Consider the following 26,439-nt stretch of genomic DNA (forward strand, 5'->3'; position numbering starts at 1 on the left):
AGATGCTCCTCCCCGTTGCCGAAGGGCCACTGTCGAAAAAGTCGAGACAGTGGGCATTGGCGATGGTCGAATTGGAGGACCAGCCGGTGCGATTTACCAAACGAAAAACCTTGAAATCTTCCGAAATCCGCCTGGGAACCGTGATTGTCGAGCGGACAACCGGCCGGGTCTACGACTTGGCCGGAAACGAAATAGAGCTGAGGCATCAATCCCGCGAAGTCCTTGTGGCATTGGCAAAAAAAGCCGACCAGACAGTAACACGCGAAGCGCTGATCGACGAGATCTGGTCAGGCCGCGCCGTTGCAGCCGACAGCGTCGCGCAATGCATCGCGGAAATCCGGCGCGTGGTGGGCGATACCGAAAAACGCATTATCGAAACTGTTCCGCGTGAGGGCTACAGGCTGGTCCTGCCCGCCCCGGAAACCCACTCCACGACTTCGAAGAAACGGCTTGGCGCCTATTCGATGGTGGCCGCCCTCGCGGTTTTCGCCCTGATCACCGCCTATGTTCTGACGCGCCCTGACAACGACATCGATGCACCGGTGGTCGCCGTCCTGCCGTTTGAGGATTTCTCTGTCGAGCCGCACAAGGGCTTCTTGAGCGACGCGATCAGTGAAAACATCATAACCGCCCTGGCACGGTTTCCACAGATGGCGGTCATTTCGCGCCGCTCCAGCTTTCAGTTTCGCGACTCGCCTCAAGGGATTAGTGAGATCGCCAAGGCGCTTGGGGCCGATTTGGTTCTTGAAGGCAGCCAGCAATATGACGGCTCGCGGCTGAAGATCACCGCCCAGTTGATCGACGGCGCAACAGAAGCCCATATCTGGGCGGATGAGTTCGACGTGCCGCTGAGTGCGATGCTTGAGGCAAACAGCGAAATCAGCCGAATAATCGCCAAGGCTGTGGGCACAAACGTGATTGATACCGCGGATGCCAGCATGTCCGCTGGCGATGTCAGCGCCTTGATGATCTCGAATGCAGCGCAAAGCCGGATCATGCGCAACTTCACCCGCGAAAACCTGCTGATCAATATCGAGGAACAGGAACAGTCCATGAAGGACTACCCGGACTCCGCCTGGGGCTTTTTGGGGCAGGCCCTGTCGTTGCGTATCGGGCTCCACAATGGCTGGATCGAAGGCGACGAAGTGGCCCTGCGCAAACGGATGAACGATCTCGCCCGCCGGGGCGTCGAGCTCGATCCCAACAATTTCCTGGCCTACCATGCGCTCGGGCGGGCCTTGATGTTCGACGGCAATGTCGAAGACGCGGCACGCGCATTCCAGCGCGGGATCGAATTGAATCCTTCGTCCACCATCGTTGGCAACGGGCTCGCGGTATCGCAGATATATCAGGGCAAGACGGATGAGGCCCTGGCGACACTTGGTCAGCTGGAGCGCATTGACCCGCTCAAACACTTTGACCTGCAATGGAACAAGGCGTGGGCGTTGTGGCAGAAAGGGGACTGTGACACCGCTCTGGACTCGTTCAAATCAGCGCCCTCGATGCCGGTCGCGGCAAACAAACTCCTTGCGGCCATTCACCATTGCCTTGGCGACAAAGACAATGCGGCAAAAGCCATGAGCGACTATCTTGCGGAGAACCCTGACTGGACCGTTTCGCGGGTGAAGGGCATAGAATCCCGGATGTGGACCGCCCCCGGGGCACTGGATCGCTGGCTTGTCGCGATGGAGGCTTCCGGAATGCCTCAGCATTGATGGCGTCCCGCAATCACGGCATTGCAGACAATCATTCATCGCGCGGAAAAACGCACTCAGGGCTCGGACCGGTCATTCGTCGCTCGGCAGCGCTCGCTGACCAGCTTAGCGACTGCTCTGCGGGACTAATCCTGCCGCTCGTTGCAAGAAAGTTGACGTCTGCTTTGAACAATTTGCTTCAAAAGCTAACGGTTCCTAAACCGCTTCCGCTGCGGTTACCACGGCAGGTATCGGCACGTCCCATTTGGGTCCTGAACCATGTCTTTCTAAGACTTGGGATACGACCGCTTTCCTGATCGCCGCCGCATTTTCCGGCGGTTGAGGGCGTAATAAGGCACCGCCCCTCGCTGTGCCCTCCAAGAAGAAATCATACGGTGCACCTGGGTCGTCAACCACCCACTCTGATGCGACAATAGATTGGTGAAACTTGGTGAACCCCACTTTCAAAAGCGCTGGATAGGCGTGTTCCGGATCAGCATAATCATTAGCTCCGGGTCCTGGCGGTAATACAATGTCCGGCGCTCCGTATTTGCCGATTGCACCAAAGACATATCCAAGGGCGGTATCCACTTCTGGACCGCACCAAACCGAAAACGCGAGGCGTCCGCCCGGACGAAGCACGCGGCGAGCTTCGGCAAATACTCTTGGCGGATCAGGGACGTGCGGTATCCCAAACCCAATTGTGACGGTGTCGAAAGTGCCATCATCGAAGTCTAACGCCATCGCGTCTCCTTCGACGAACTTGGCTTCGGGAACGGCCGACCGGGCCATCTCCAGCATACTAGGTGAGAAATCCAGTCCCGTGACACGCGCACCAGATTTGATGAGACCTGCGGTTACATTCCCGTGACCACAGCACAGATCAAGCGCTTCGGTACCAGAACCAGCTTCAACCGCCTTTACCAAAGCCGGCACGACCATATCTGCAGCTTTTGCAAATACTTGCGCATAGGACTTCGCCAAATTTGCTTTAGCCCACTCACGCTTCTCCAATGCAGCGAAGCTGTCGGTTTGTTCAGGTTTTCGCATTCCACTCCCCTGCAAGTTTTGGAGGTAGTGAACACCCCAGTTCAGCTAATCGTCAACGATTTCATCCTTGACGGCGACATTCGCCGCTACGCAGCAACTCGGTAGGTTTGGGCTCTTTGCTGTCATCAGAAGATGATTGCTGCATGGCTGCTTACGGAAGGCGAACGGCTTGTACCGCTCGCCTAAAGTTCAAATGTCGATCTTCTCAGCAATGCTTAGGGCATCTTCGACTTCGACGCCCAAGTACCTAACAGTGCTATCGATCTTTGTGTGGCCAAGAAGCAGTTGTACTGCTCGTAAGTTCCCAGTCTTACGGTAAATTTCAGCGGCCTTCGTCCTGTGCATCGAGTGCGTGCCGTAGCCACTTGGTTCTAAGCCAATTGCTGCGACCCAATCCCTGACAAGTCGGCCGTATTGGCGTGTTGAAATGTGGGGATGGTCGTGGAACCGACTTGGAAACATGAAGCTGCCTCTCAACATTTCTGGACTTTTGACCCAGTTGGCAACGGAATCACGCGTGTTTTCAGTCAGTTCAAACTGAACTGGCCGCTTTGTTTTGCTTTGCACCACCGAAACACGTTCGCGCACTTGATCAGCGTTTACGAGGTCGCTCACCTTGAGACATACCAACTCGCATCCACGCAACTTGCTATCGATCGCGACATTAAAGAGCGCCAGATCTCGCAAATTGTTTGCCAGTTCGAGACGCGCTCGGATGGCCCAGACCTGTTTGGGTCGCAACGGGCGCTTTTGCCCGATGATGCGACCTTTGTTCCAAGCTCGTTGTTTGGGGGTGATTGCTGGAAGCTGTACTCTAGGCATATTTTGCCCTCCATACCGCCCTCCAAACCCAAGCGTCGGCATCGCGCTGACGATGGATAATAGCATAATTTCTATAACTGCTTTGGACTTGTCATGTAGGTGTACCATGCCGCGTATGCATCAGACAGCTCCGAGCCCAATCTGCCCTATGCTGCGGAAAAGCCGAAAATCCGCTTTTATCCCAGGCGACCATCACGACACGCGCCATCGCAATGACCTTAAGCAAGAGTGGAATAAACCTCGGCAACTCGCTGAATGGTCCAAAAGCAGGCGATTGCCGCACATCCTCCCGCTAAGACGACTCGTACGGACATCCACAGACTGGAGTTCACGCGCCGACACATTGCCAAGGCAGGCCAGAGTGCAAGAATAATGGCAACTTGGCCAAGCTCGACGCCAAGATTGAAAGCAAGCAGGCTTTGCCAGATGTTTGGAGACGTGACCTGCAAGATCTTGTGCAACACAAAGCTAAACCCAAGCCCGTGCAAGAGGCCAATCAGCGTTGTCAGAAGCACCATCGTGACTTCAGAGCGCGCATTGTCCTTAAAACTCATAAACGCTGCGACGGCTGCAAATATGATAGAAAGCGCGATCCCAGTTTCGACGGCAGGAACAAACCACGCACCCGTTGGCACAAACCCGAAAAACCCCAGCGACAGGGTCACGCTATGCCCAACGGTAAAACCGGTTGCACGCAGCAATAGCGCCCTGAGGGTCTGCGCTCCAATGACCAAACACACAACAAACAAAACATGATCCAACCCTTCGAGGATATGTCGTATGCCTTCCCAGACGAAACTGAGGAATCCTCCATACCCCTTCTTTTGAATCACCAATGGTTCAGTCATCAGACCCCGAGATCGGAAAATCTGAGGTGTGTCTGACGCGTAGTCGAGAATGAGGTTGGCCGTTTGGTCCTGATCCGGCAAGCCGGGGTCCAGCACGTTGGCAATGCTGTACGATTGCACTGGGCCGATTGTTTCATAATACAGGACGAGATCAACAATTGTGTCACCTACATAAAGCGGTGGCGCTAAGGCCGTCTCGGTGTCTACTGCCTGTTGAGCCTCGGCCAAAGTTGCAAATCCGGGCTCATTTCCTACGCGATGCAAGCGAACGGACTTAACTGTTCCTCTTAAGCGCCGATTGTCGACCAGCAGATGTAATCCACCTTCGGCGAGTTGCCCAAGCCCACTGGGATCGCTCATGGCAGCCTGCAAGTCGACAAAGTGGACCAACTGACCGTCGCTCATAGCATTGGTCGTGAATGGTGCAGCTTCCGGCAAGGCATCTCCATCCCGATCACCGACCTTGTCTGCAACCAGATAGGGCATGGGCGTGCGCATGTAGACACGTAGACCGTCTTCGGAATGCTCGACATGCGAAATTCGAACGTTGAGGTTAAGCAAAAAATGCGCCGAGGCTGATAGCGTCAGTGACAAAAGCACACCGGCAAACAGAGCGCCGAAAGCAAAAACCTTTGATCTTAAACACTTATGCACTTGGATCGCGAGCCTCGATTACAGTTAATCCATCCAGCTTCCATTGCCCTGACTCAGGTACGACCTCGGCCAGCACCCGAAACGTAACGGCGCGTATGTGGGCGTGCCCCCAATGACCGCCTTGTGCTTTCACTGTCCATTTGGTCAGCGCACTAAACCCTCCAGGCTTGAGGGTTGGGTTAATGCGCTCCAACTTCAGGTCGCTGATATCAGTAACCGTTGCAAGACTGCCTCCTGGCGTTCGGATCGCAAGACCACGTTCAACCTCTGTTGCGATGTCACCCAGAGACGCTTCCGTCACAATATGTGCCAACTCTGACTTTCTTGCGGCCGGCGAAACTTCCAGAGTCAACGTGCTCAAGTTCTCGACCATTGAGCGCAGTATTTCTTCCGCAACCTGCGGTTCAGGGGGCTCGGGCTTATTCCACGGTAACTCCGGCAAATATCCCGAAAATGCCAGGGTTGCCGATATTGCGACAATCATGGTTACGCAACTGACGCGCTTTGTAACTTTGCCCTTGCACAACATGAAAAAACCAAGTGAGGCGGCACTGATCATTCCGGAGATCAAAGCCAATGCCGGGTTCTGCCGTGTCGGCTGCTCAACTGGAATCTGAGTAACAGATGCTCTTTCGTATTTGAGCAAGTGGTTCTGCCAATGAAACTGAGGGTCTGCTGGTGTCACAGCTCCAAAGAATGGCCCGGCAATATCGTTTGAAATGGTCGCAACGCGGGAGATTTTCTCGTCAAACATATCCCATGTGACCGTCACCTGATCGGGAAGTTCTGCCGATGAGAAAGACAGGATAGCTCCGATAAACGCATTGTTCACGGACACTTGCTTTCCGGGCTCGACAACCTGAAAACCCTGCGATGTGAGCTCCAGTAGTTTTGCTGTAGCGTTTGACGGTTGCACTAATTTGCCATCAATTGACACCGGGTTACGAGAAGCCAAAAAGGACGCCGCCCGGTTTACGATCAAGGCGCTACGCTGTGGTGAAAGTGTGTGACCGACTTCGGTAGTTTCATCAATCCAAGGCGCCAGTTCACGCAAGCGGATCAGCGTCTCATGCCGAACTTCACGAGGTTCGATGTAAAGAAAGGTGGATGTCCCGTCCTGAGCTTTTCGATTCAGCCTTTCAGCAGAAAAGCGGCTATCCCACGGATCAGGCCAGTGAATCTTTAACTCTTCCGGCTTTGACAAGAAGCTGAAATCCGTGACCGGAACCTCACGGTCAAAAACCTGCATCCCGATAGTCGCCAGTGGTTCACCATCCCGCGATGGAGGCACTATAGTCAGCTCCTTGGGAACTGAGTTTTGAAACGCAAAGAACAGTTCGACGAACAAAACACGCGGATCTGTTGGCGGGCTGGGAACAATTTGACCCGAGAATGGATCGCGCTGACCTGCAAGCGGCGAGGCCCGGTTTATGCGCGTTCGGTATTCCACCTTTCTGATATCAGCGTTTAGGGCCCGTTCGTCGCTTCCAACAATCGACAGCGCCCGGCCTTCGGCTTGCGCATAACCTTGATTGGTATCTTGTTCAGCCTCCGGCTCACCTCCGACGAAATCTGATGACCATCCTATTGGCAACATATCTGCAAACAACGGAATATCTTCGACATAGATTTCAAGGTCGACGTAGACCCCATCATCTTCGACATGAATGACAGCAATGTTGGGGGCGACTTCTGAACCGTTTGTCAGAACGACATCCGCCGAAACGGCCTGTGCACCTGAGGTCATCAGGCTCAGCATCAGGAATAGTCGGTGCAGGTACTGCCAAATCGGAATTTTGTTCACCCCTGAACGTTAATTATCCGGCATTGGCGGTGGCGTGTAACCCTCCCATTTTCCCGCGTTGACTTTGTCGGACGGCTCTTTTTCTTTTGACCGTGGGGCATTGATGTACTCGTCGCTCACAGCGGGTGGCAACGCATAGTCATCAACACTCGCTTCCCGAACAACGATCTGGTCCTTGGTCACATTGATCACCTGTAGATCTCGCGCGAGCGTTAGAGGCCCATCGTAAGTCGAACGGACGCCTTCCAAAATCGCCTGATAATTTTCGGGTGAAAGAACAGAGTGATATCCGAGGGCCATACGCGGTTCGACCGCAGACATCACTTTGCCAAAGGCCGCAGGTTCGGTATGAACGCGCGTCGCTACATAGGTCGCCTGTTTCATGTCCCAGCCAAAATACGGGGCCAAAGCATCAGGTGGAAGAAACGCCTCGTGAGAAGCAATGTCTGCCCCTTTGGCATATTCTACATACCATTTGTTCGGGTAGGTATCTCCGCCAAAGACGTATTTCAGTCCATTCCATTCCAGAGAATAACTTACCGAGCCATCTAAGCTGTGGATAGCAGGCCAAGACCGGATCGTGACGTCGTTCTCCTGATAAACGATCTCGTTTTCTTGCATGTAATCGAATTCAGTGACTTCAAGCTTGGCGCCGTCATCCGGCAGCGCGCCCGTTCGCGTGGCCAAGTCCCATGCGTAAGCTTTGGACATGCCATCAACATAGGCTTTAGTGCCCAGTTCATCTTCTGATCCGGACGGGCCGAAGATGCGGAGCGGAGTATATCTGCCTGAAAGCCACCCCCCAACGTGGAGACCCATGAAATCTCCAACGTGGTCGACATGCAAATGGCTGAAGAAGACCTTGTCGATTTTTGCAAAATCCGGTCGCAGCGAGAACAGGTTTCCTGTTGCGCCAGTTCCTACGTCAAACAGAAAGACGTCCCCATTCCCAAGTTCCACATAAAACGAAATCGAAACGGCTGCCTTGGTTTGGTTTGGCATCCCCGTACCCAATGCCGTGATACGCATCTCATCCTCGCCGAGGATTTCAGTGTTGGGAAAGTAAGACGCGGGATATACACCGTTTTCGATTTCAGTGGCACTCCGACCCGTCGGCAGGGCGTTTTGGGCCGTGGCAGTGCCAGCCAGTGTCACGCCTAATGCCATCAATGTACCGGCTGCGGTTTTCATTAAGTTATTCATTGATCCCCCTTCAAAGCGAAGCCTCGTAAGAGAACACGAAACCGTGAGCCTCTCGTTCACCATAGACACCTCTACGGTAAGTCCATAGACTGCTCTATGTCAAATAAAGAATGCTATAATCTGAATGTCAGAATCTATTACTCGAAACTCACCAAAAAACGCCGCGACCAAAGAAGACTGGATATTGCTGGCCTACAAAGTACTCAATGAGGGCGGCGTTTCCGCAATAAAGGTCGTGCCAATGGCAAAGCGACTGAACCTGACAAGCGGCAGCTTTTACTGGCATTTCAAGAACGTCCGTGAGCTTTTGGATGAGGTTCTCAGATATTGGGAGCAGGAACTGACTGACAAAGTGATCGCACAGGCAAAGACATTTGGCGGCCCCCCGGAAGACCGCATTCTTCTTCTTATGAAAAAGGTCATAGAAGAGGACGCCGCCTTGCCGGATCACGCTGTCTCAGTGTGGGCGAATACCGATGACAAGGTGAAAGAATCGTATCAAAGAACCATCGGCAAACGGTTCCAATTCGCCGCCTGGATGTTTGAACAGGCCGGGTTTTCGAAAGAAGAAGCGAGAGCGCGAGGAAGACTGATGGTCACTTCGCTGATGGGAGACTCTGCGACCGGTCTGAAAGCGCAAGGCGATTGGAAAAAGACCATAGAACGGGAACATGCAATTCTTGTCGGAAAAAAGAAGATAGAATGAGAATATTGCCCGCCATTGCAAGTTTGCTCGAAAGGGACCACCAGTTTTTAATTGCTCTGTAGGAAGATCACACGCAACAATGCCAGAAGCCGACGTTCAGTCTGTGACCATCAAGGTCCGCTTCGTCCGCAATCTGTGAATTCGACCTTTGATCCTTGCTGCGCTCTGCACGAATGGCTGGTTTTCCCACTGCGCGGCAGCACCTAATCTTACGCTGATGCAGCATTTTCCACGCTGCGAGCGCACGCAGCAGGAAAGCCGAATTTACAGAATGGGCTGATGTCGTTGAAAAACTCTTACTTGATCTGGAACCAACTCGCTGATTCACTTCTGTTATTGAAGGAGGTGGATTGCGATGATGGGACCAAGGCAGGAAGCTCAGGCGGCGCTGTTCTACGAGTTCTCGCTGGAGGATCATGTCCCGCAAGACCATCTGCTGCGGTCGATTGACCGGCATCTCGATCTGAGCAGCATCCGCGGCCATCTTGCAGATTTCTACAGCCACACGGGCCGTCCGTCGGTCGATCCCGAACTGATGATCCGCATGCTTCTTGCGGGTTATTGTTTTGGCATCCGGTCCGAGCGACGGTTGTGCGAAGAGGTGCATCTGAACCTGGCGTATCGGTGGTTTTGCCGCCTCGATCTGGGTGACCGCATTCCAGATCATTCCACTTTTTCAAAGAACCGCCATGGCCGTTTCCGCGAGAGTGACCTGCTGCGTCATGTTTTTGAGATGACCGTTGCGCGCTGTATTGAAGAGGGCCTTGTTGGTGGTGAAGGCTTCGCCGTCGACGCCAGTTTGATCTTCGCTGATGTCCAGAAGCAGAACTCCAGCAACCCTAAAGACTGGGAGGATCGCGCGGTCAAAGCAGCAGATGCGCCAAGGGCGGTGCGTGAATACCTCGACGTTCTTGACGACGCAGCCTTTGGTTCGGCTAGCGAGGTGAAGCCTAAGTTCACCGCGCATGCTGACCCCGCCAGTCAATGGACTGCAGCTCGCAAAGGGCCTGCATTCTTTGCGTATTCAGACAATTACCTGATCGATACAGATCACGGGATCATCATGGATGTGGATGCCAGCAGGTCGATCCGGCAGGCAGAGGTCGGTGCCATGCGCAAGATGATCGACCGCACCGAAGAGCGCTTTGGTTTGAAGCCTGATTGGGTGGCGGCGGATACGGCTTACGGTTCGTCTGACAATCTCGTTTGGTTGACGCTCAAACGGAAGATCCTCCCGTTCATCCCGGTCTTTGACCACTCAAAGCGCAAGGATGGTACTTGGTCGCGGTCCGACTTCACCTGGGACGAAGACAATGATCGATACATTTGCCCGGAAGGAAAAGAGCTTCGTCATACCCGGCGAAACTACTCCGACCCCGTAATAGGGCACACCGAAACTTGGCCAGATATGTGCTGGATTCACCGTTTTGATCTCACATGATTCGACTGGCCCCAACCGCAAGGCCATGTCTTTGTCGAATGAACTCTGTTCCGAGTTCACCAACGACACGTGAAAAAGCAACAATCCGTTTTCTTCAGCAACGCCCAAGTTTAACAAGACGAGGCGCCCGTCGTTGATTTCCTCTGCAAACCGGGTTGCGTTGCGTTCGGCGATCTGGGGGTTGGCTTCGATTGCGACCACACGAAACCCCTTAGCAAGATAGAATTCAGTATCGCTTCCCGAATGCATCCCAAAATCGTAGATCAGATCATCCTGACGCTGTGTGAGATGGCTTTCGGGAAATTCAGCGACTTCGCGAACGACACGCTGCAAAGCTGTTGTGACCAGCTTTGACGTGGCTTCTTCGAAACTGAAATTCCAAATTTCTCCGGATCCGCAGACTTTACCAACCTTGGACAAATCGACAGGAATCTCAACTGAATCGGTGATATCGTCACCCGATAGCTTGAGGCCCTCTGGGGTGCGTTGCAATTGGATCGTAGTACTGTCTTTGCTTTTGAACTTGATCGAATTGATCAATTTCACCCAGTTCCCGCCGTCTTGTTGCTGCGAAACAGAAAGCTTGTCGTTCTCAACTCTTATCGTGGCGGCGGCAGTTTCGTTTTTTCGCTGAAAAGTAATGAACGTACCGTCGTTCTTCATGGAAAGCGAGAAAGTGGTGTTGAGTTGGATTTCTCAACTTTCTAGCCACAGTTCTCTCCAACCTGAAAAAGCGCTATTTATACCAGAATCCTGAATTCGAAATGTTCTTCTATGTATCCGCCACACAGCGTTTGGTATTGTGGGTATTGCAGTACAGTCCGTCGGTCCACTGGATATTTGCGGGCACCGTCAAAAGCCTTCTCTCGTGTGGAAGCTCGTGTTTTTCAAGATTCTACTTCGCTTTTTTGTTTTTCTGTTTCGTGCGTTTTGAATTGTTGATCGAATAGGCTGCGGAAGCTGCCGTTCTTTTCCATCAACTGTTCAAGACTTCCTTGTTCGATCACCGCTCCATCCTGAATAACCATGATTTTGTCCGCCTCAAGAATCGTAGAGAGCCGGTGTGCGATCACAATAACGGTCACGTCTTCGGTCAGCGAATCCAAAGCGGCTTTAACCAATGACTCGGATTCTGCATCCAGTGCGCTTGTTGCTTCATCCAAAAGCAGAATCTCGGCTTTGCGCAGTATTGCGCGAGCAATCGCGATACGCTGCTTTTGACCTCCGGACAAGAAGGTCCCGTTTTCCCCAACCTGCGTATCATACCCGTCAGGCAATTCGGCAATAAACCCGTGTGCATGGGCGGCTTTGGCTGCAGCAATCACCTCTTCATCGGTCGCCTCGGGTGACGAACATCGCAGATTTTCCATTACCGTTGCGGAAAACAGGAAAGTATCCTGACCTACATACGAAATCTTGCGTCGCAGCGAAGCATAACTGACATGGCGTAAGTCCTGGCCGTCTATTTCAATGCTGCCATCTTCGGGATCATAGAACCGCATGATCAGGCCGAACATTGTTGACTTCCCACCCCCGGATTGCCCGACCAATGCTGTTGTCTTTTTGGCCTCGAAATTGATGTTCATATCTTCGATCACCGGCATGGCACCGCTGTAGCCAAAAGTTACATTCCGCAAGGAAATCTCTCCAGGACCATCCAAAAGGTCATGAGCGTTCGGGCTTTCCTTCATTGTATCTTCTTGGTCTAGCAATCCGAACAACAGACCGACGCCCACCATGCAAGTTTCAATCTGGACGCGCATCTTGGATAGGCGTTTGGCGGGTTCGTATGCCATCAACAAAGCCGTAATGAATGACATCAGCTGCCCGGCCGTAGGCGTTTCGCTGCCGGCAATCCCCATTGTGCTGACCACCAGAACACCTGCGACAGCAAGACCGGCCAAGAACTCCATCAGTGGGCTGGCGATAGACTGCAGCCTTGCGATATCGTTGGCTCGTTGCTCTACACTGCGAATTGCTGTGTCCATCCGCGTGATCATTCGATCCTCAAGAGCGAATACCTTGATTACCTTGATGCCGGTGGACGTTTCCTGAAGGACGCGTATGATCTCGGCCAGCGATTTGAATTCCGCCTGCATGATCGCACGAACACTTTTAAGAAGGTACCGCACCCCAAAAAGTGCCACCGGGCCGACAACGAAGAACATGATCGACAGAACGGGTTGTTGATACACCATAACAATGACCAAACCGACGAGAGTAAGTGCGTCGCGTACAAAGCCGGTAACTATTACGTCGATCAGCTTCCTGGCCGCCTGAGCGCCGTGAGTCGTGCGCATCAACAAATCCGAAGATTCATGTGCCGCAAAGAAAGAGACTCCGTGCCGAAGGAGTTTGCGATAGACGCGGTCCTGTTGAGTGGCGACGATCCTGTTGCCGGCTCGGGCCAGGAAAATGGATTGGATATAGGAGGCAACGGCTTTCGTTAGAAATAGCGCGATGACGCCCAATGCGATTAAATGCACCCAGCTGCGCATTTCAGGGTTTGTCATGGCATCCACGATGTATTCCATCATGTAGGCCGACCCGGCAGTCGTAGCGGCGACCGCGATCATCGCGACTATAGCTACAGCGTACAATCCGCCCTGTGCGAAGAAGCTTTCGCTGATGAGGCGACCCATATAGCCAGCTCGCCAATTGTCCCAGGCACGCTTAATCATTGCGTTCTCCAGATCGTAAAACCATGCGCTCGCTCAGATAACCTATATTCTGTCCTGTCAAAAGGGCGGACTGTGAGGCGTGACAACTTGATAGAGGGTAGGTGTGTCGAGAAAGCCGTCGCCGCATAGTAATGGTTTGGCTGATCGGCAAGTGAATGGCGGAAAACGTCCAATTTGGGCGTGATGTTGCGCAAATAGAACACGCTTTGATCGGGATCAGTTTAAAAGTGTTAATATTGTGATACAGTTATGTGTTAGTAAGCACAAACCGGTATTGAGGCGCGTTGCTCACAATTCGCGTAAAGAGTGCTGTGGTAGGCGGATATTTGCCAGAGGCTGGCTGTTCTGATCCTTCTGCCGAATCTGCTACTTTAAGTAGTTGTTGTTACAGCTTGCGGCCACTAACAATGCCGCGCATTTGAGTGGAAAAGAACCGTGTCTATAAGAGCTGTTGTTCTCAGTTTGCCGAAAGAGGTTCAACGTAGACGCTTCTGCGAAGCGGAGCTTGCGAAGTTTGGCGTCACGTTTGAGTTTTCAGATGCTATCCCCGGACATAAGCTCGATACGCCAAATCTGCATCAGATTTACGACACGAATGAAAATCGTACAAAATTCAAGCGCCCGCTCAGCTTGAACGAAGTTGCCTGCACGCTGGGCCACCGTCAGATCTGGCAAAAACTGGTAGATTCTGGTGACCCTGTTTGGCTGGTGCTCGAAGATGACGCGACATTTGTGAAAGATCCTAGATCGTTTCTGGATGCGATGCACGATTGTTCTGAGTGCTTCGAAAGCGTGATGATAAAACTGGACGGAGTTCCGGGGAAGAACGTGCAAGTCCTTAAGGAATTTGCGGACCAAGATCTGGTCCTATCAGATCGCCTGCCACCTCGAACAACGGGGTATATCATCGGTCGCAGAGCCGCGGCGCAGCTGCTTGAAATTGATGCTCCGATTGCCCGGCCTGTTGATATCGATCTGAAGTTCTACTGGGAACACCGGGTACCGATACTTACGCTGGCCGCTCCGATGATCTCTGAGCGCGAAGCACTCGGTAGTTCGATCGACCATGGCCGTAAAGAAATGAAACCGGGATCGCCTCTGCTCAGGTTCGCGCGCAACCTCGTTTATCAGGCCAAATATACTCACGGCAGGCTAAGCCACCCTTTGAATCCTGACAGAATCGAAGGGTTAGGCCCATTGTTGCGCGCCGGGAATAAGGTCCGAAGCCACGTATGAAGAAAAGCCTCGTCGTTGTCCGCGCGGGCAGCAAGTCATTGCACCACCGTTGGTGCGAAATCCCCTATGAAGATCGCGACTATGACCTGATCGTCAGTTTCTTTTCCGACGAAGCCTATCACAGCTTTGTCGCAGAGGACGGGGTTGAAGCTATCTTGCTGAAAGGCGGCAAGTGGGACGGTTTGTACCAAACACTTATTGACCGGAACCTTGAGGGTTACGACTATTTCTGGTTGCCTGATGACGATCTGGACATCAGTGCGCAGGACGTCAATGCCATGTTCGCGTCGATGCGGCATTATGGTCTTCGCATTGCTCAGCCATCGTTGAGTTCAGAAAGCTATTTTTCGCATTTCGTATTCAGCCAGTGCCCGGGCTTTGTTCTGAGATACACAAACTACATCGAGATTATGGCCCCTTGTATGCACCGCGATGTGCTGCAGAAGGCTCTGCCCCTGTTTCAGAGCACCATGAGCGGCTACGGGCTGGACTATATCTGGTGTCGTTGGGCCGAGGCCGGTGCATTCAGGACAGCCATTCTGGACGAGATCGCAATGCATCACACCCGCCCCGTCGGGAAAAACCTGAAGGCGGCTATGGCGGCTTCTGGTAATCTCAGTTCAGAAGAAGAAGAGGCCGTTCTGAAAGAGATGTTCGATTTGTCACGACGTACGGTTCCGATCGTGTTTGCGGGTATCTTGCAGGGCGGACAACCCATCTCGGGGCGGTTGAAGTTGGGTTGGCGGATGTGCCGTGGCTGGATGTCCGTGTTGAACGCCTTTCGCAGCAAGGCCGAGGCACGGTCAGGCATACTCAAAATCGCTAGGCGACAGTTGATCAAGCCGCTCGACATGAGCACGATTTCACCGAAGCACGAAGGTAAATAGATGAACAAAGGTCGATTTCTGATGGTAGGGGCCGGGCTTTCTGGCGCGGTGATTGGACGTGAACTTGCCGAACAAGGGCATGAAATCACAATCATCGACAGTCGCGACCACATAGGGGGCAACTGCCACACCGAGCGCGATGCGGATACAGGCGTGATGGTACACGTCTACGGCCCGCACATCTTTCACACTGACGACGAAGAAGTGTGGAACTACGTCAACAGCTACGCCAATTTCCTGCCCTACAAGAACCGGGTCAAGACGACCTCGAAGGGTCAGGTGTTTTCGCTGCCGGTGAACCTGCATACGATCAACCAGTTCTTTGGCAAGACGATGCGCCCGGACGAAGCACATAAGTTCATTACCGAAGAACAGGCGGACACTTCGATCACCGACCCTCAGAGCTTTGAAGAACAGGCGATGCGGTTTGTTGGCCAGGACCTCTATGAGGCGTTCTTCAAGGGCTACACCATCAAGCAGTGGGGCTGTCACCCGTCCGAACTGCCCGCATCGATCCTGAAACGCTTGCCTGTTCGCTTCAACTACGACGACAACTACTTTTTCCACAAGTTCCAGGGCATGCCGGAAAACGGATACACCGATATGATTGCGGGTATTCTGGATCATCCCTCGATCACTGTGAAGCTGGGCACGACATTCGACCGCAGTATGGGCGATGACTTTGACCACGTTTTCTATTCGGGGCCGCTGGACGGGTATTTCGACTATGAGCTGGGCCGGCTGGGGTATCGTACGCTGGATTTCGAACGCTTCACGTATGATGGTGACTACCAGGGGTGTGCTGTCATGAACTACGGCGAGGAAGAGGTCCCATATACCCGTATTACCGAGCACAAGCATTTCGCGCCGTGGGAAACGCATGACGGTTCCGTGTGTTACCGCGAATTCTCGCGTGCGGCCGAACCGGACGACATCCCCTATTATCCTATCCGTCAGGTCAAGGAAAAGGCGCTGCTGGGTGATTATGTCGAGCTGGCCAACAAGGCGGAAAATGTCACGTTTGTCGGTCGCCTCGGCACCTATCGCTATCTGGATATGGACGTCACTATCCGCGAGTCTCTGGATACAGCCAAATCGGCGTTGTCCGCGATTGCGGCAGGAGAGAAACTAAAGCCGTTCTTTGTGACGGTTCTCTGAGTTCAGGACGGTGTAAGTTCGGGGAACCGGGAGCGGGTTCTGTTCGCGAAGGCAACAAGCGACAGCATCACTGGGACCTCGACTAAAACGCCAACAACGGTCGCAAGCGCCGCCCCTGAATTCAGGCCAAACAGGCTGATGGCGACGGCGACTGCCAGTTCGAAGAAATTGGATGTGCCGATCATGGCGCACGGGGCGGCTATACGATGCGGAACCTTCAGCGCGTAAGCTGCGCCATAGGCCAGGGCGAATATGCCATAGCTCTGGATCAGGATCGGTACTGCAATCAGGACAATCACAAGCGGCTTGGCCAGGATCGTCTGTCCTTGCAGGCCGAACAGGATGACGACTGTGGCAATCAACCCCAGGATGGACCACGGCTTAACGCGGGCCGAGAACGCCTCAATCGCTTGTTTAGAGCCTAGTCTGCGTCGTGTGATCAACCCTGCGATCAAGGGCAAAACAACATAGAGCACCGTCGCCAGAACCAGTGTTTGCCAGGGAACCGCGATATCAGTGACACCCAACAGAAACGCCACAATAGGGGCAAACGCCACCACCATGATCAGGTCGTTGACCGAGACCTGCACCAGCGTATAGGTCGCGTCCCCTTTGGTCAGTTGCGACCAGACAAACACCATCGCCGTACAGGGCGCTGCACCCAGCAGGATCAGACCGGCGGTGTATTGTGCGGCGTCCTCGGAGCGTATCCACGGGGCGAAAACGTAGTCAAAAAACAGTACAGCCAACACGGCCATGGTGAAGGGTTTGATCAACCAGTTCACCACGAGGGTCACGATCAGTCCCTTGGGTTGGCGGGCAACGCCGGCTACGGCTCCGAAGTCGACTCCGACCATCATTGGGTAGACCATGGCCCAAATCAGCACCGCGACGACCAGATTGACGCTTGCCACCTCGGCCGAGGCGACCAGGCCCACCAGCCCGGGCGCGGCGAGTCCGATCAAGACGCCGCCGATCATCGCCAGCGCAACCCAGATGGTCAGGTATCTTTCAAAAACGCTCATGCATGTGCCTCGTGGGTTTGGTCGGTCAGCTTGCCCGATGTCAACGCGGCAAGCGCGACCATTGCCGCGGCTGTGCCCAGGACCAAAGGCAAGCCTCCGACTTGGTAGGTAAGGCCGGACAGAACGGTGCCCACAAGGCGTCCTGTGGCATTGGCCATATAATAAAAGCCGACGTCCATGGTGACCCGCTCGGATTTGGTGAAGGCCAGAATCAAGTAGGAATGCAGGGACGAGTTCACTGCAAAGATCGCTCCAAAAACCAAAAGACCCAAAACCAGTGTCACGGTCAGCCATGTTTGCGGCCCGTCCGAGATCAGTACCGCTACCGTCAGCGTCGCAGGAATGCAGAACAGGACAGCAGCCCAGGTGCGGGCGGCTTTTATCAAGTCGCCCTCGGTACGGTCCGCGGCCCGCAGGATTTTCGGCGCGCTGGCTTGGACCGCGCCGTACAGTATGACCCAGACGGCCATGAACGTACCGATCATGAAAAAGGCCGCGCGGTTGCCTTCTTCCGTGCCATCCGACAGGACGGCGTAAAAGTATATCGGTATGCCGACCACAAACCACACATCGCGTGCGCCAAACAGAAAAACCCGCGCCGCCGATAGCCAGTTCACGTTGGGCGATTTTGAGAAGACCTCGGAGAACTTGGCTCCTTTGCGTCCTTTGGGTAGGCCGGGCGGCATAAAGCGAATGACGGCGAACAGGATCACGGCCAGAACAGCGGCCATGACAAAGATCGCTGTCATAAAGCCCATTGTGACCAGCATGATCGCGCCAAGCAAAAAGCCCACCCCTTTGACCGCGTTTTTGGATCCGGTGAGAATAGCAACCCAGCGAAACAACCCTCCGCCTGTCGTGGGGGCCAGTAGTTTGACGGCGGATTTCGAAGACATTTTGGCCAGATCCTTGGCCACGCCGCTGGCACCCTGTACAGCCATCACGAAGGCGACCGAGGTGGCGACGCTCCAATGCGGGTCCAGAAACGTCATTGTCAGCAATGCTGCAATCTGTATCCCCAGACCGGCATAAAGCGTCGAGGTCAGCCCGAACCGCGCAGCGATCCAACCCGCTGACAGATTGGTCACCATCCCGGCGACTTCATACAGAACAAACAGATAAGCCAACTGAACCGGCGAGAACCCTATGGTATGAAAGTGCAACAGCACCAACATCCGCAGGGCTCCGTCGGTCAGCATAAAGGCCCAATAGGCCGCCGTGACCGCGATATAGGCCGACAGTCCCTCGGGCCGGTCGCTCACAGCGCGTTCCCCACCATCAGCGCCACATCCACCAGACGGTGCGCATAGCCCATTTCGTTGTCATACCACGCATAGATCTTTAACTGCGTCCCGTTCACCACCATGGTCGAAGGCGCATCGACAATCGAAGATCGTTCGTCATTGGTGTAATCCGTCGAAACCAATGGCCGGGTCTCATAGCCCAGAATACCTTTCAGCTCACCCTCGGCGGCGGCTTTGAAGAAGGCGTTGACCTCTTCGACGGTGGTTTCACGTTCCACCTCGAACACGCAATCGGTCAGCGAGGCGTTCAGCAGGGGCACCCGCACCGCGTGGCCGTTCAGGCGGCCTTTCAATTCGGGGTAAATCAGCGTGATCGCCGTGGCCGAGCCAGTCGTGGTCGGGATCAGCGAGTTCAATGCCGACCGCGCACGCCGCAGGTCTTTGGCGGCGCGGTCCACGATGGTTTGCGTGTTGGTCACATCGTGGATCGTGGTCATCGAGCCATGACGGATACCCAGATTCTCATGAATGACCTTAACCACCGGGGCCAGACAATTGGTGGTGCAAGACGCCGCGGTCACGATGTGATGGGCCGCGGGGTCATAAGTGCCTTCATTCACGCCCATCACGATATTGGCCGTGGGGCCGTCCTTGAGCGGGGCCGAGACGACAACCTTCTTCACCCCCGCCTCGAAATACGGTGCCAGCTTAGCCTCGGTCTTGAACACGCCAGTGCAGTCGATAACCACATCCACGCCGTCCAGAGGCAGGTCGGACAGGTCTTTGGTGCCAACGAACGGCAGGCGCGTGCCATCGATCGTTACGCTGTCGGCATCATGGGTAAACTCCGCATCCCAGCGGCCATGGACCGTGTCGAATTCCAGCAGGTGCGCGTGCATCTCGAGGTCGCCGACGCCATCATTGATCCAAGCGATCTTGGCGCCCTTCTCGATCAGAGGTTTCAGGGCCAGTTTGCCCATCCGGCCAAGGCCGTTTACCGCGTAAGTGGTCATTTCATATCCTCAACGGGGGTTCTGCCGATATCATCGACGGCGGTTTGCAAAGCGATCCGGTCCAGGCTTTCGACCGGCAATGACGTAAACGCCTCGATCCGTCGTTTCAGCGCGCCATAGGCGTTCTGGAAGGCCAGGCTTTTCTCGGCGTCCGTGCCTGTGGCTTTGACCGGGTCGACCATGCCCCAATGACCGCTGATTGGCTGGCCTTCCCAAGCGGGACACTCCTCATTGGCGGCCTGATTGCAGACGGTGAAGACAAAATCCATCTCGGGCGCGCCATCGGCTGCAAATTCGGACATATGCTTGGACCGCAGCACTGAGGTGTCGTGCCCTTTGTCGCTAAGTACCTGAACGGCAAATGGGTTGAGCTGCGATGTGGGCTGCGTTCCGGCCGAGTAGACGTTGAAGCGATCCTCTCCCAACGTGCGCAGAATGGATTCGGCAAAGATCGAACGGGCGGAATTGCCCACGCATAAAAACAAAACGTTGTATTTGCGATCCGGCATAGTCTCGGGTCCTTGTGAAAACGGCATACAGATATCGGGCCGGCCCCTGCAGCAATCGTTCAGCAAGAAGTCCAGCATGTGCTGCACATTCGTCATCTCGATCGAATAGAGCAGCGACGTCCCTGACCGTTCCTGCCGCACCAGCCCCGCGCGTTGCAGCGCGTTCAGGTAATTCGACAGGGTGCTGGGTTTGATATCCAGCTCGGATGCAAGCTCACCCGCTGGAACAGTGTCAGGATATCGTCGCATGAGCATGCGAAACACCATCAAGCGTTGCGGGTGACCCAGGGTGGCCAGTTTGTCGGTTGTCTCGTTTATCATATTTCATGAAATATCGAAGTAATAGAAAAACGGCAACCGGCGATCAGCAGTGTCGTAAAAATTTCACAAAACAGACCGGGGTTTTGGGCGCTGTAAGCACGGCTAAAAGCCTTGCCGAACAAGTCTTGAACGTCAGGGCGAGACGGTTTAAACGGTCCCCCGCTGCCTCAATAGCTCAGCTGGTAGAGCAGGTCCTTCGTAAGGACAAGGTCGGGGGTTCGAGTCCCTCTTGAGGCACCAAATATCATTGTAATGTATTAATTTTTAAAATTTTAATGATCAGCTTGATATTCATCCCCTGAATTGTCCCCCGAATTTTTGTTGATGCCTGATGATCCTGGGCTGGTTTCAATTCCATGCCCATCGCCCACTTCCCACTGTAAGAATGGCCATACTATTTAGCACGTCCGCTTTGGCTCAGGAGCGGACCGTCGCCAAACCTGACTGAGCGTACGCTTAGCGGACAAGCCAGCATTCAGTTCGGCCGGGTTTCGCGCCGATGGAGCTTCTTGAGTTACATCAAATCTGCGAACGCGATGCATTGCTAAGTTCGAACACCGAATCAGCAGATCCCGACATGCGGCACCCGTTTTCAAACTTGGCGGGTTGGCCAATTGCTTTCTGCACGGGGAGAATTGTTTGGGAGGAAGAAATGTTTGGACTCATAATGGTTCCGGTCGATTTGGAGCATGAAGAGAGCCTTGGGCTGGCCCTGTCTTGTGCCGCTGACCTGGCACGCATTCACAATTCGAAAGTCTGCTACGTCGGGGCGACCATGTCAGCTCCCACCACATTGGGTCACACGCCGGCCGAATATGAGAAAAAGTTGGTTGATTTCACGGAGGGACAGGCAAACCAATATGGGCATGCCGTGTCTCACAAGATGATGATTGCCCATGATCCCACGACCGACATCGACGACGTTCTGCTCAAGGCCGTGAAAGAGACCGGCGCGGATCTTGTAGTGATGGCGACGCACAAACCGGGTGTCGCGGACTATATCTGGCCATCTAATGGTGGACGAGTTGCTTCTCACGCCGACGCATCGGTCTTCTTGGTCCGCAGCTAAACCTGGCCGTATCGAGCAAAGTCCGTGGTCTGAAAAAACCGAACGCTTGGGTCGATTTCACGTCAGCAGCGGGCTCAACGCAGTCGCTCGCTGCGCTTTGCACGAATGACCGCTTTTCGGTGAAAGCAGCCATCAACGGATTGCATCGTCAATGTCCGCTTTGCGGATAAAACGGCCTTTCGCAACAACACTCTTAAGGTACAAGCAGGCCGAGGTAACTCCGTTCCTTCCAGTATGAAAGTATCGTGCAAGTTTACGCAAAGATCGTTTCGACGGATGCAGCTAAACGAACTAAAACTTCAAGATTTTTGCGCGACAATATAGCGGCTCTGAAGCATTGAGGCTTGATCAGAAGTATAAAGCACGTCGAAGCCTGCGGACGCGATTTTCCTTTCAAGCACTGATCCAGACACAAAATGCACAAACGGGGCTTTCCCAAGAGCCTGCATGATTGGGATGGCGATCCGACTGATCATCGCATACTTGAAACCACCGCTCTCAGGTGCGCAGACGGTTTTGGATATGAAAAGCCCACCGGGTTTTGTAAGCGCCGAAATGTGCTCGAGCCCTTGGTCCAAATCAGGCAGAAGATGAAGCAAATTATGCGCCAAGATCGCATCGTAAGAACCTTCATCTAAACCGTGCTCAAGAACTTCAGCCACCTTGAAAGTGACGTTCTCCAATCCTTCTTTAGCACGCTTCTCATCGGCAATCTTGATCATGCCCGGAGCGAGATCCGTGGCAGTGACATGGGCGACATGCGGTGCAAGCAGCAGCGCGGTTGAACCCGTCCCGCACCCGATTTCCAGTACGTTGTCCTCCGCTTTCAGGTACGACTTAGTGAGCTCGAGTGTTTTCAGATACCCTTCCATGTTGCGGATTGGGTCTGCCGCATACTTTTGCGAGATATTGCTCCAGAACGCGGCATCCTTGGACAAAGCAGTCATTTCATTACTCTTAAAAAAGGTTGTCGCCGTATCCTTTACTTCCAAACAATCATTTATGGAATTGCCGCAATTTGCAGAAGTGTTATGCATAAATGCATGAACTGGAATGCAATCAATTTCGACTGGAACCAGGTACGGTCCTTTCTTGCGACAGCCGAAGAAGGCTCGTTTTCCGCAGCGGCACGCGTTCTTGAGCAAACTCAACCCACTGTTGGCCGTCAAGTTGCTGCGCTGGAAACGGCCCTTGGCATCACTCTGTTTGAAAGAGTCGGCAAGTCGCTCAATTTGACGACTGCTGGCGCCGAGCTTTTGTTGCATGTCAGAGAAATGGCGGATGTGGCGAACAGGATTTCTCTTACTGCGACAAGCCAGTCGCAAGCTGTTGAAGGGCAAGTCAGGATTACTGCGTCCGATGTGATGTCTGCCTATCAGCTGCCACCTATACTGAAAAAGATCCGACTTGCGGCACCGCGACTAGAGATCGACATCGTTGCTGCAAATGACATACGAGACATACAGCGACGTGAGGCTGATATCGCCATCCGACATGTGCGTCCAACTCAGCCGGATCTGACAGCAAAGCTCGTCGCCGAGGCCACGGCCCATTTTTACGCAGCACCTTCGTACCTTGATCAGGTGGGACGGCCAAAAAATGAAAACGAACTTGCGAAATTGGACTTTGTCGGGTTTGGGGACATCGACACGATGATCGGTTTTCTCGATCCGGCGGGCATTAAAGTAACCCGAAAGAGCTTCAGGATTGGCTCACAAAGCGGGATTGTATCCTGGCAACTGGTGCGCCAAGGTTTTGGCATAAGTGTAATGTCGGATGATGTGGCTGCCTTAACACCTGGTGTGGAGCGCGTGCTCCCCGACCGCGAGCCGTTTAAGTTCCCGATTTGGCTGGCGACACACTCCGAGTTACATACCGCACGAAGGATCAGGTTGGTATTTGATCAACTGGCGGACCAACTTAGCGCAGGGACCATCAGGTAATCCGGGAGTTCGTTCTATGTCACAGGCTATTCCAACGCTTCACTTGCTATGCGGCAAAGTCGCTTCTGGAAAATCTACTCTGGCAGCGGAACTAGCGGAAAGAGACGCAGTCGTGCTCATTTCAGAAGATGAATGGCTTAGCACCCTGTTTGGCGACCAGATGAAGTCCCTGCAGGACTACGTGAATTGCGCTTGGAAACTGCGACCGGTCATGGGGCGTCACGTGGCTTCTTTGCTGAAGGCTGGCGTTTCAGTGGTTCTCGATTTTCCAGCGAACACAATTGAAAATAGAGCTTGGATGCGCGACTTGCTGAAAGACACGGCTGCGCAGCACCACCTTCACTTTTTGGATTTGCCAGATGAAGTTTGTCTGCACAGGCTGCATAAGCGCAACAGAGAAGGCGCGCATGCCTTTGCACCAACAGAAGATCAATATCGCCGTATTGCGCGGCATTTCGTGCCACCATTACCCGAAGAAGGTTTCAACATCATAACTCACCGTCAGTAGCGGCGGCACCAAACATGTTTCGAGCACCTACTCTGCATCGACGGATGGCTAATGCTCACAGACAGCTTTCACGGGGTCTCAAGTCCGGAGTACGCGCGGCAACAAGAGGTGCATGCGTGTGTGTCCTTCATGGCTCAAGGCGAAGGCAAAACCGCAATGTCGTTTACACCGATTATTGGTTAACGTACGTCACTGGCGGGCTCGAGCAACGCACTGGCCAGTACTGGCTCCAGCGACCACCTTCAGAATAGTTCAGCGCCGTCAATGCAGCACGGACGAAGGTAAATGGCACTGAGTATTTTGCAAATACGTTGTCAAAACACTCCTAGCTTGGTTTCACCGGACGCAATCACTTAACAACTGCCCTGAGTTGGTGCTTGGTGCTCGTCCAAAACCCCTGAAATAAGTCTGCAAGATGTGATAGGAAATACTGTCATAAGATCATTATGCAAAAGCGGCAACAATTCTCGTTGCCAGCCAATTCGAAAGGTCACCCATGTCATTTTCCAGCCGCTCGTCAATTTCGCGTCGCCAGTTTCTTGCAACAACAGCCGGTGCAGCGGCGATCACCTTGCATCCTTTTTCAGTTTTGGCTGCCAACAACCAAGCGCATTTGCGCATTATGGAAACAACCGACATCCACGTCCATGTGTTCCCTTATGACTATTATGCTGACAAACCCCGTGACACCGTGGGCTTGTCCCGTACGGCCTCAATCATCAACGAAATTCGCTTTGAGGCGACAAATTCGATCTTGGTCGACAATGGTGACTTTCTTCAAGGGAACCCGATGGGTGACTACATCGCCTATGAGCGTGGCATGAAAGAAGGGGACGCCCACCCCATTATCACCGCGTTCAACATCGTTGGCTATGATGCCGCAACTCTGGGCAATCACGAATTCAACTACGGGCTGGATTTCCTGGAAAAATCACTCGCGGGTGCGGAGTTCCCGGTCGTTTTGGCCAATGTTTCAAAGGCACAAGGTGCAACTCCGCGTGACGACAAAACGCTGATCAAGCCTTATGCAATCATCGACCGTGAAATCGAAATGGGCGATGGGGCTAAGCACTCGATCAAAATTGGAGTAATTGGATTTACGCCGCCGCAGATCATGAACTGGGATCGAAAGCACCTGGAAGGCAATGTTCAAACCCGCGATATCGTCGAAACCGCGCGGGCATACGTGCCAGAGATGAAAGAACAAGGTTGTGACCTAGTCATCGCCCTTTCACACTCTGGGATCGGCGACGCCAATCATGTCGACGGTATGGAAAACGCATCAGTCGTTTTGGCGGGTGTTGACGGGATCGACGCGTTGGTCACGGGCCACAATCACCTTGTCTTCCCCTCGCCGACATTTTCGGACCGACCCGGCATCGATGTCGAAAAGGGCACCCTTATGGGCAAACCTGCTGTCATGGGCGGCTTCTGGGGTTCACATCTTGGTTTGCTGGATCTGCTGCTGGAACGGGAAGGAAATGAGTGGCGTGTGGTTACCACTACGTCTGAGGCCCGTGCGATTTCCCAACGCAATGAAGACCGCTCAATCACCGCTTTGGTCGGAGACGATCAGAAGGTTCTCGACTCGGTTGCGAAGGATCACGACGAAACGCTCGCCTATGTCCGTCGAGCAGTTGGCAAGACATCCGCTCCATTGCACAGCTATTTCGCGCTGGTTGCTGATGATCCGTCTGTTCAGATCGTTTCAATCGCGCAGAAATGGTATGTCGAAGAAATGCTAAAAGGCACCGAGCATGAAGGTTTGCCGATCCTGTCAGCGGCGGCGCCGTTCAAGGCGGGTGGTCGCGGAGGCCCCGACTATTACACCGATGTCCCGGTTGGGGATGTTGCCATAAAAAATGTGGCTGATCTGTATCTCTATCCAAATACGGTGCGCGCGGTGCGAGTGAACGGTGTTCAGCTGCGTGGTTGGCTGGAGCGATCGGCCGGAATGTTCAACACGATCGAGTCAGGCTCAGAAGACGCGGTTCTACTGAATCCTGAGTTTCCGTCTTACAATTTCGATGTAATGGATGGTGTGACATATCAGATCGACCTGTCAAAACCGCCGCGCTTTGGACCAAAGGGCGAAGTGGCGAATCCCGATGCAGCCCGAATTGTGAACTTGTCCTTCCAAGGTGAACCGGTCACTGATGACATGGAGTTCATCATTGCCACCAACAATTATCGTGCATCGGGCGGCGGTTCGTTCCCTGGCGCACTGGGTGATACAATCGTATTCGAGGCCCCAGACACCAATCGCGACGTCATTGTGCGCTATATTGTTGAACAGGGAACGATCAACCCAAAAGCCGACGCCAATTGGTCCTTTGCGCCTCTTGAGAACACAACCGTTCTTTTCGAAACCGGCCCAAAGGCCCGAGACTACATTGGCGACGTCAAAGGCGTTTCAATCGAAGAGGCCGGAGAAGGCACAGACGGTTTCGCGGCTTTCCGCATCAAGCTCTAGTTCAATCTCATTTGCATACTTTGGGGGAGCTGGGGGTCAACTAAAGCAGCTATCATCTGGCTTATGCTGACCGCCCGCCTGCGATGTTCAAAAGCTATCAGTGGTCAGAATGAACGTCTGCTTTGGGCTCGAAGCAGACATTCGCTACAC

The 26,439-nt window shown here is 53.6% G+C and carries 22 protein-coding genes, 1 tRNA gene and 1 pseudogene; 11 read left to right on the forward strand and 13 right to left on the reverse strand.

Features of this window, described 5'->3' with window-relative positions:
• Positions 1-2 precede the first annotated feature (2 nt).
• Positions 3-1,715: a winged helix-turn-helix domain-containing tetratricopeptide repeat protein gene (locus tag AC2FF7_RS14420; protein ID WP_010443842.1), complete on the forward strand. Its 1,713-nt coding sequence runs from the start codon at positions 3-5 to the stop codon at positions 1,713-1,715.
• A 195-nt stretch (positions 1,716-1,910) separates the two neighbouring features.
• On the opposite strand, the gene AC2FF7_RS14425 is transcribed toward AC2FF7_RS14420, so the two are convergent.
• The 5 genes from AC2FF7_RS14425 to gntH all read right to left on the reverse strand — a co-directional run bounded on the left by AC2FF7_RS14425 (position 1,911) and on the right by gntH (position 8,075).
• Positions 1,911-2,744 (reverse strand): class I SAM-dependent methyltransferase, encoded by an 834-nt coding sequence (locus tag AC2FF7_RS14425; RefSeq protein ID WP_496905827.1) that lies wholly within the window; start codon positions 2,742-2,744, stop codon positions 1,911-1,913.
• A 189-nt stretch (positions 2,745-2,933) separates the two neighbouring features.
• Entirely contained in the window at positions 2,934-3,566 is a 633-nt protein-coding gene (locus AC2FF7_RS14430; RefSeq protein WP_496905844.1) for a tyrosine-type recombinase/integrase, read from the reverse strand.
• A gap of 218 nt (positions 3,567-3,784) precedes the next feature.
• Entirely contained in the window at positions 3,785-4,975 is a 1,191-nt protein-coding gene (locus AC2FF7_RS14435; protein WP_496905828.1) for a HupE/UreJ family protein, read from the reverse strand.
• 85 nt (positions 4,976-5,060) lie between these two features.
• On the reverse strand, positions 5,061-6,827 hold the full coding sequence (locus AC2FF7_RS14440; protein ID WP_496905829.1) for a hypothetical protein: 1,767 nt from the start codon (positions 6,825-6,827) through the stop codon (positions 5,061-5,063).
• Between the two features lie 54 nt (positions 6,828-6,881).
• Positions 6,882-8,075, reverse strand: a complete 1,194-nt coding sequence (gntH, locus tag AC2FF7_RS14445) for a guanitoxin biosynthesis MBL fold metallo-hydrolase GntH (protein WP_496905830.1) — start codon at positions 8,073-8,075, stop codon at positions 6,882-6,884.
• Positions 8,076-8,199: 124 nt separating this feature from the next.
• Here gntH and AC2FF7_RS14450 point away from each other — a divergent pair, with 124 nt between their 5' ends.
• Positions 8,200-8,781, forward strand: a complete 582-nt coding sequence (locus AC2FF7_RS14450; protein WP_496905831.1) for a TetR/AcrR family transcriptional regulator — start codon at positions 8,200-8,202, stop codon at positions 8,779-8,781.
• A gap of 355 nt (positions 8,782-9,136) precedes the next feature.
• Positions 9,137-10,159, forward strand: a pseudogene (locus tag AC2FF7_RS14455) (transposase); the annotation flags it as partial.
• Here AC2FF7_RS14455 and AC2FF7_RS14460 read toward each other — a convergent pair.
• Both AC2FF7_RS14460 and AC2FF7_RS14465 read right to left on the reverse strand, forming a co-directional pair.
• Positions 10,040-10,885, reverse strand: coding sequence for a class I SAM-dependent methyltransferase (locus AC2FF7_RS14460; protein ID WP_496905832.1), 846 nt, complete (start codon positions 10,883-10,885; stop codon positions 10,040-10,042). The pseudogene AC2FF7_RS14455 and the gene AC2FF7_RS14460 sit on opposite strands and share 120 nt — an antisense overlap.
• A 224-nt stretch (positions 10,886-11,109) precedes the next feature.
• On the reverse strand, positions 11,110-12,903 hold the full coding sequence (locus tag AC2FF7_RS14465; protein ID WP_480869012.1) for an ABC transporter ATP-binding protein: 1,794 nt from the start codon (positions 12,901-12,903) through the stop codon (positions 11,110-11,112).
• 462 nt (positions 12,904-13,365) lie between these two features.
• On the opposite strand from AC2FF7_RS14465, the gene AC2FF7_RS14470 reads away from it, so the two are divergent.
• Genes AC2FF7_RS14470 through glf form a run of 3 tightly spaced genes read left to right on the forward strand, consistent with a single transcriptional unit; the run spans position 13,366 to position 16,184 of the window.
• On the forward strand, positions 13,366-14,139 hold the full coding sequence (locus AC2FF7_RS14470; RefSeq protein ID WP_170755443.1) for a glycosyltransferase family 25 protein: 774 nt from the start codon (positions 13,366-13,368) through the stop codon (positions 14,137-14,139).
• Complete coding sequence (locus AC2FF7_RS14475) at positions 14,136-15,026, forward strand: hypothetical protein (protein WP_496905833.1); 891 nt, start codon at positions 14,136-14,138, stop codon at positions 15,024-15,026. The genes AC2FF7_RS14470 and AC2FF7_RS14475 overlap by 4 nt, the downstream gene beginning before the upstream one ends.
• Positions 15,027-16,184 (forward strand): UDP-galactopyranose mutase, encoded by a 1,158-nt coding sequence (gene glf, locus AC2FF7_RS14480; protein WP_480869016.1) that lies wholly within the window; start codon positions 15,027-15,029, stop codon positions 16,182-16,184. It begins immediately after the preceding gene.
• A gap of 2 nt (positions 16,185-16,186) precedes the next feature.
• Here glf and arsB read toward each other — a convergent pair whose 3' ends face one another.
• Genes arsB through AC2FF7_RS14500 form a run of 4 tightly spaced genes read right to left on the reverse strand, consistent with a single transcriptional unit; the run spans position 16,187 to position 20,296 of the window.
• Entirely contained in the window at positions 16,187-17,209 is a 1,023-nt protein-coding gene (gene arsB / locus AC2FF7_RS14485) for an ACR3 family arsenite efflux transporter (protein WP_480869018.1), read from the reverse strand.
• Positions 17,206-18,471, reverse strand: coding sequence for an organoarsenical effux MFS transporter ArsJ (gene arsJ, locus AC2FF7_RS14490; protein WP_170755440.1), 1,266 nt, complete (start codon positions 18,469-18,471; stop codon positions 17,206-17,208). The genes arsB and arsJ overlap by 4 nt, the downstream gene beginning before the upstream one ends.
• Positions 18,468-19,466 (reverse strand): ArsJ-associated glyceraldehyde-3-phosphate dehydrogenase, encoded by a 999-nt coding sequence (locus AC2FF7_RS14495; protein ID WP_496905834.1) that lies wholly within the window; start codon positions 19,464-19,466, stop codon positions 18,468-18,470. The genes arsJ and AC2FF7_RS14495 overlap by 4 nt, the downstream gene beginning before the upstream one ends.
• Entirely contained in the window at positions 19,463-20,296 is an 834-nt protein-coding gene (locus tag AC2FF7_RS14500; protein WP_170355706.1) for an arsenate reductase/protein-tyrosine-phosphatase family protein, read from the reverse strand. The genes AC2FF7_RS14495 and AC2FF7_RS14500 overlap by 4 nt, the downstream gene beginning before the upstream one ends.
• A 164-nt stretch (positions 20,297-20,460) precedes the next feature.
• Here AC2FF7_RS14500 and AC2FF7_RS14505 point away from each other — a divergent pair.
• Positions 20,461-20,536: transfer RNA gene (locus AC2FF7_RS14505), tRNA-Thr, on the forward strand.
• 412 nt (positions 20,537-20,948) lie between these two features.
• A complete protein-coding gene (locus tag AC2FF7_RS14510) occupies positions 20,949-21,365 on the forward strand; it encodes a universal stress protein (RefSeq protein WP_480869022.1) in 417 nt (138 codons plus the stop codon).
• 299 nt (positions 21,366-21,664) lie between these two features.
• Here the strand turns inward: AC2FF7_RS14510 and AC2FF7_RS14515 are convergent, their stop codons facing one another.
• Positions 21,665-22,312: a class I SAM-dependent methyltransferase gene (locus AC2FF7_RS14515; RefSeq protein ID WP_496905835.1), complete on the reverse strand. Its 648-nt coding sequence runs from the start codon at positions 22,310-22,312 to the stop codon at positions 21,665-21,667.
• A gap of 96 nt (positions 22,313-22,408) precedes the next feature.
• Here AC2FF7_RS14515 and AC2FF7_RS14520 point away from each other — a divergent pair, with 96 nt between their 5' ends.
• The gene (locus AC2FF7_RS14520; RefSeq protein WP_353392617.1) at positions 22,409-23,308 is read left to right on the forward strand and encodes a LysR family transcriptional regulator; all 900 of its coding nucleotides are present in this window, start codon (positions 22,409-22,411) and stop codon (positions 23,306-23,308) included.
• A gap of 16 nt (positions 23,309-23,324) precedes the next feature.
• Complete coding sequence (locus tag AC2FF7_RS14525) at positions 23,325-23,816, forward strand: P-loop nucleotide/nucleoside kinase family protein (RefSeq protein ID WP_496905836.1); 492 nt, start codon at positions 23,325-23,327, stop codon at positions 23,814-23,816.
• Between the two features lie 444 nt (positions 23,817-24,260).
• On the opposite strand, the gene AC2FF7_RS14530 is transcribed toward AC2FF7_RS14525, so the two are convergent.
• Positions 24,261-24,386, reverse strand: a complete 126-nt coding sequence (locus AC2FF7_RS14530) for a hypothetical protein (RefSeq protein WP_496850504.1) — start codon at positions 24,384-24,386, stop codon at positions 24,261-24,263.
• Here AC2FF7_RS14530 and AC2FF7_RS14535 point away from each other — a divergent pair.
• Complete coding sequence (locus AC2FF7_RS14535; protein WP_496905845.1) at positions 24,382-26,289, forward strand: bifunctional 2',3'-cyclic-nucleotide 2'-phosphodiesterase/3'-nucleotidase; 1,908 nt, start codon at positions 24,382-24,384, stop codon at positions 26,287-26,289. The two genes, AC2FF7_RS14530 and AC2FF7_RS14535, sit on opposite strands and share 5 nt — an antisense overlap.
• The last annotated feature ends 150 nt before the right edge of the window (positions 26,290-26,439 follow it).

This window comes from Ruegeria sp. YTSC325 (assembly GCF_059609525.1).

Excerpts from the sequence above, each read along its gene's own strand:
- AC2FF7_RS14420 (WP_010443842.1), top strand. The coding sequence starts at position 3 with ATGCTCCTCCCCGTTGCCGAAGGGCCACTGTCGAAAAAGTCGAGACAG.
- AC2FF7_RS14425 (WP_496905827.1), bottom strand. The coding sequence starts at position 2,744 with ATGCGAAAACCTGAACAAACCGACAGCTTCGCTGCATTGGAGAAGCGT.
- AC2FF7_RS14430 (WP_496905844.1), bottom strand. The coding sequence starts at position 3,566 with ATGCCTAGAGTACAGCTTCCAGCAATCACCCCCAAACAACGAGCTTGG.
- AC2FF7_RS14440 (WP_496905829.1), bottom strand. The coding sequence starts at position 6,827 with ATGCTGAGCCTGATGACCTCAGGTGCACAGGCCGTTTCGGCGGATGTC.
- gntH (WP_496905830.1), bottom strand. The coding sequence starts at position 8,075 with ATGAATAACTTAATGAAAACCGCAGCCGGTACATTGATGGCATTAGGC.
- AC2FF7_RS14450 (WP_496905831.1), top strand. The coding sequence starts at position 8,200 with ATGTCAGAATCTATTACTCGAAACTCACCAAAAAACGCCGCGACCAAA.
- AC2FF7_RS14460 (WP_496905832.1), bottom strand. The coding sequence starts at position 10,885 with ATGAAGAACGACGGTACGTTCATTACTTTTCAGCGAAAAAACGAAACT.
- AC2FF7_RS14465 (WP_480869012.1), bottom strand. The coding sequence starts at position 12,903 with ATGATTAAGCGTGCCTGGGACAATTGGCGAGCTGGCTATATGGGTCGC.
- AC2FF7_RS14475 (WP_496905833.1), top strand. The coding sequence starts at position 14,136 with ATGAAGAAAAGCCTCGTCGTTGTCCGCGCGGGCAGCAAGTCATTGCAC.
- glf (WP_480869016.1), top strand. The coding sequence starts at position 15,027 with ATGAACAAAGGTCGATTTCTGATGGTAGGGGCCGGGCTTTCTGGCGCG.
- arsB (WP_480869018.1), bottom strand. The coding sequence starts at position 17,209 with ATGAGCGTTTTTGAAAGATACCTGACCATCTGGGTTGCGCTGGCGATG.
- AC2FF7_RS14495 (WP_496905834.1), bottom strand. The coding sequence starts at position 19,466 with ATGACCACTTACGCGGTAAACGGCCTTGGCCGGATGGGCAAACTGGCC.
- AC2FF7_RS14500 (WP_170355706.1), bottom strand. The coding sequence starts at position 20,296 with ATGATAAACGAGACAACCGACAAACTGGCCACCCTGGGTCACCCGCAA.
- AC2FF7_RS14510 (WP_480869022.1), top strand. The coding sequence starts at position 20,949 with ATGTTTGGACTCATAATGGTTCCGGTCGATTTGGAGCATGAAGAGAGC.
- AC2FF7_RS14515 (WP_496905835.1), bottom strand. The coding sequence starts at position 22,312 with ATGACTGCTTTGTCCAAGGATGCCGCGTTCTGGAGCAATATCTCGCAA.
- AC2FF7_RS14520 (WP_353392617.1), top strand. The coding sequence starts at position 22,409 with ATGAACTGGAATGCAATCAATTTCGACTGGAACCAGGTACGGTCCTTT.
- AC2FF7_RS14525 (WP_496905836.1), top strand. The coding sequence starts at position 23,325 with ATGTCACAGGCTATTCCAACGCTTCACTTGCTATGCGGCAAAGTCGCT.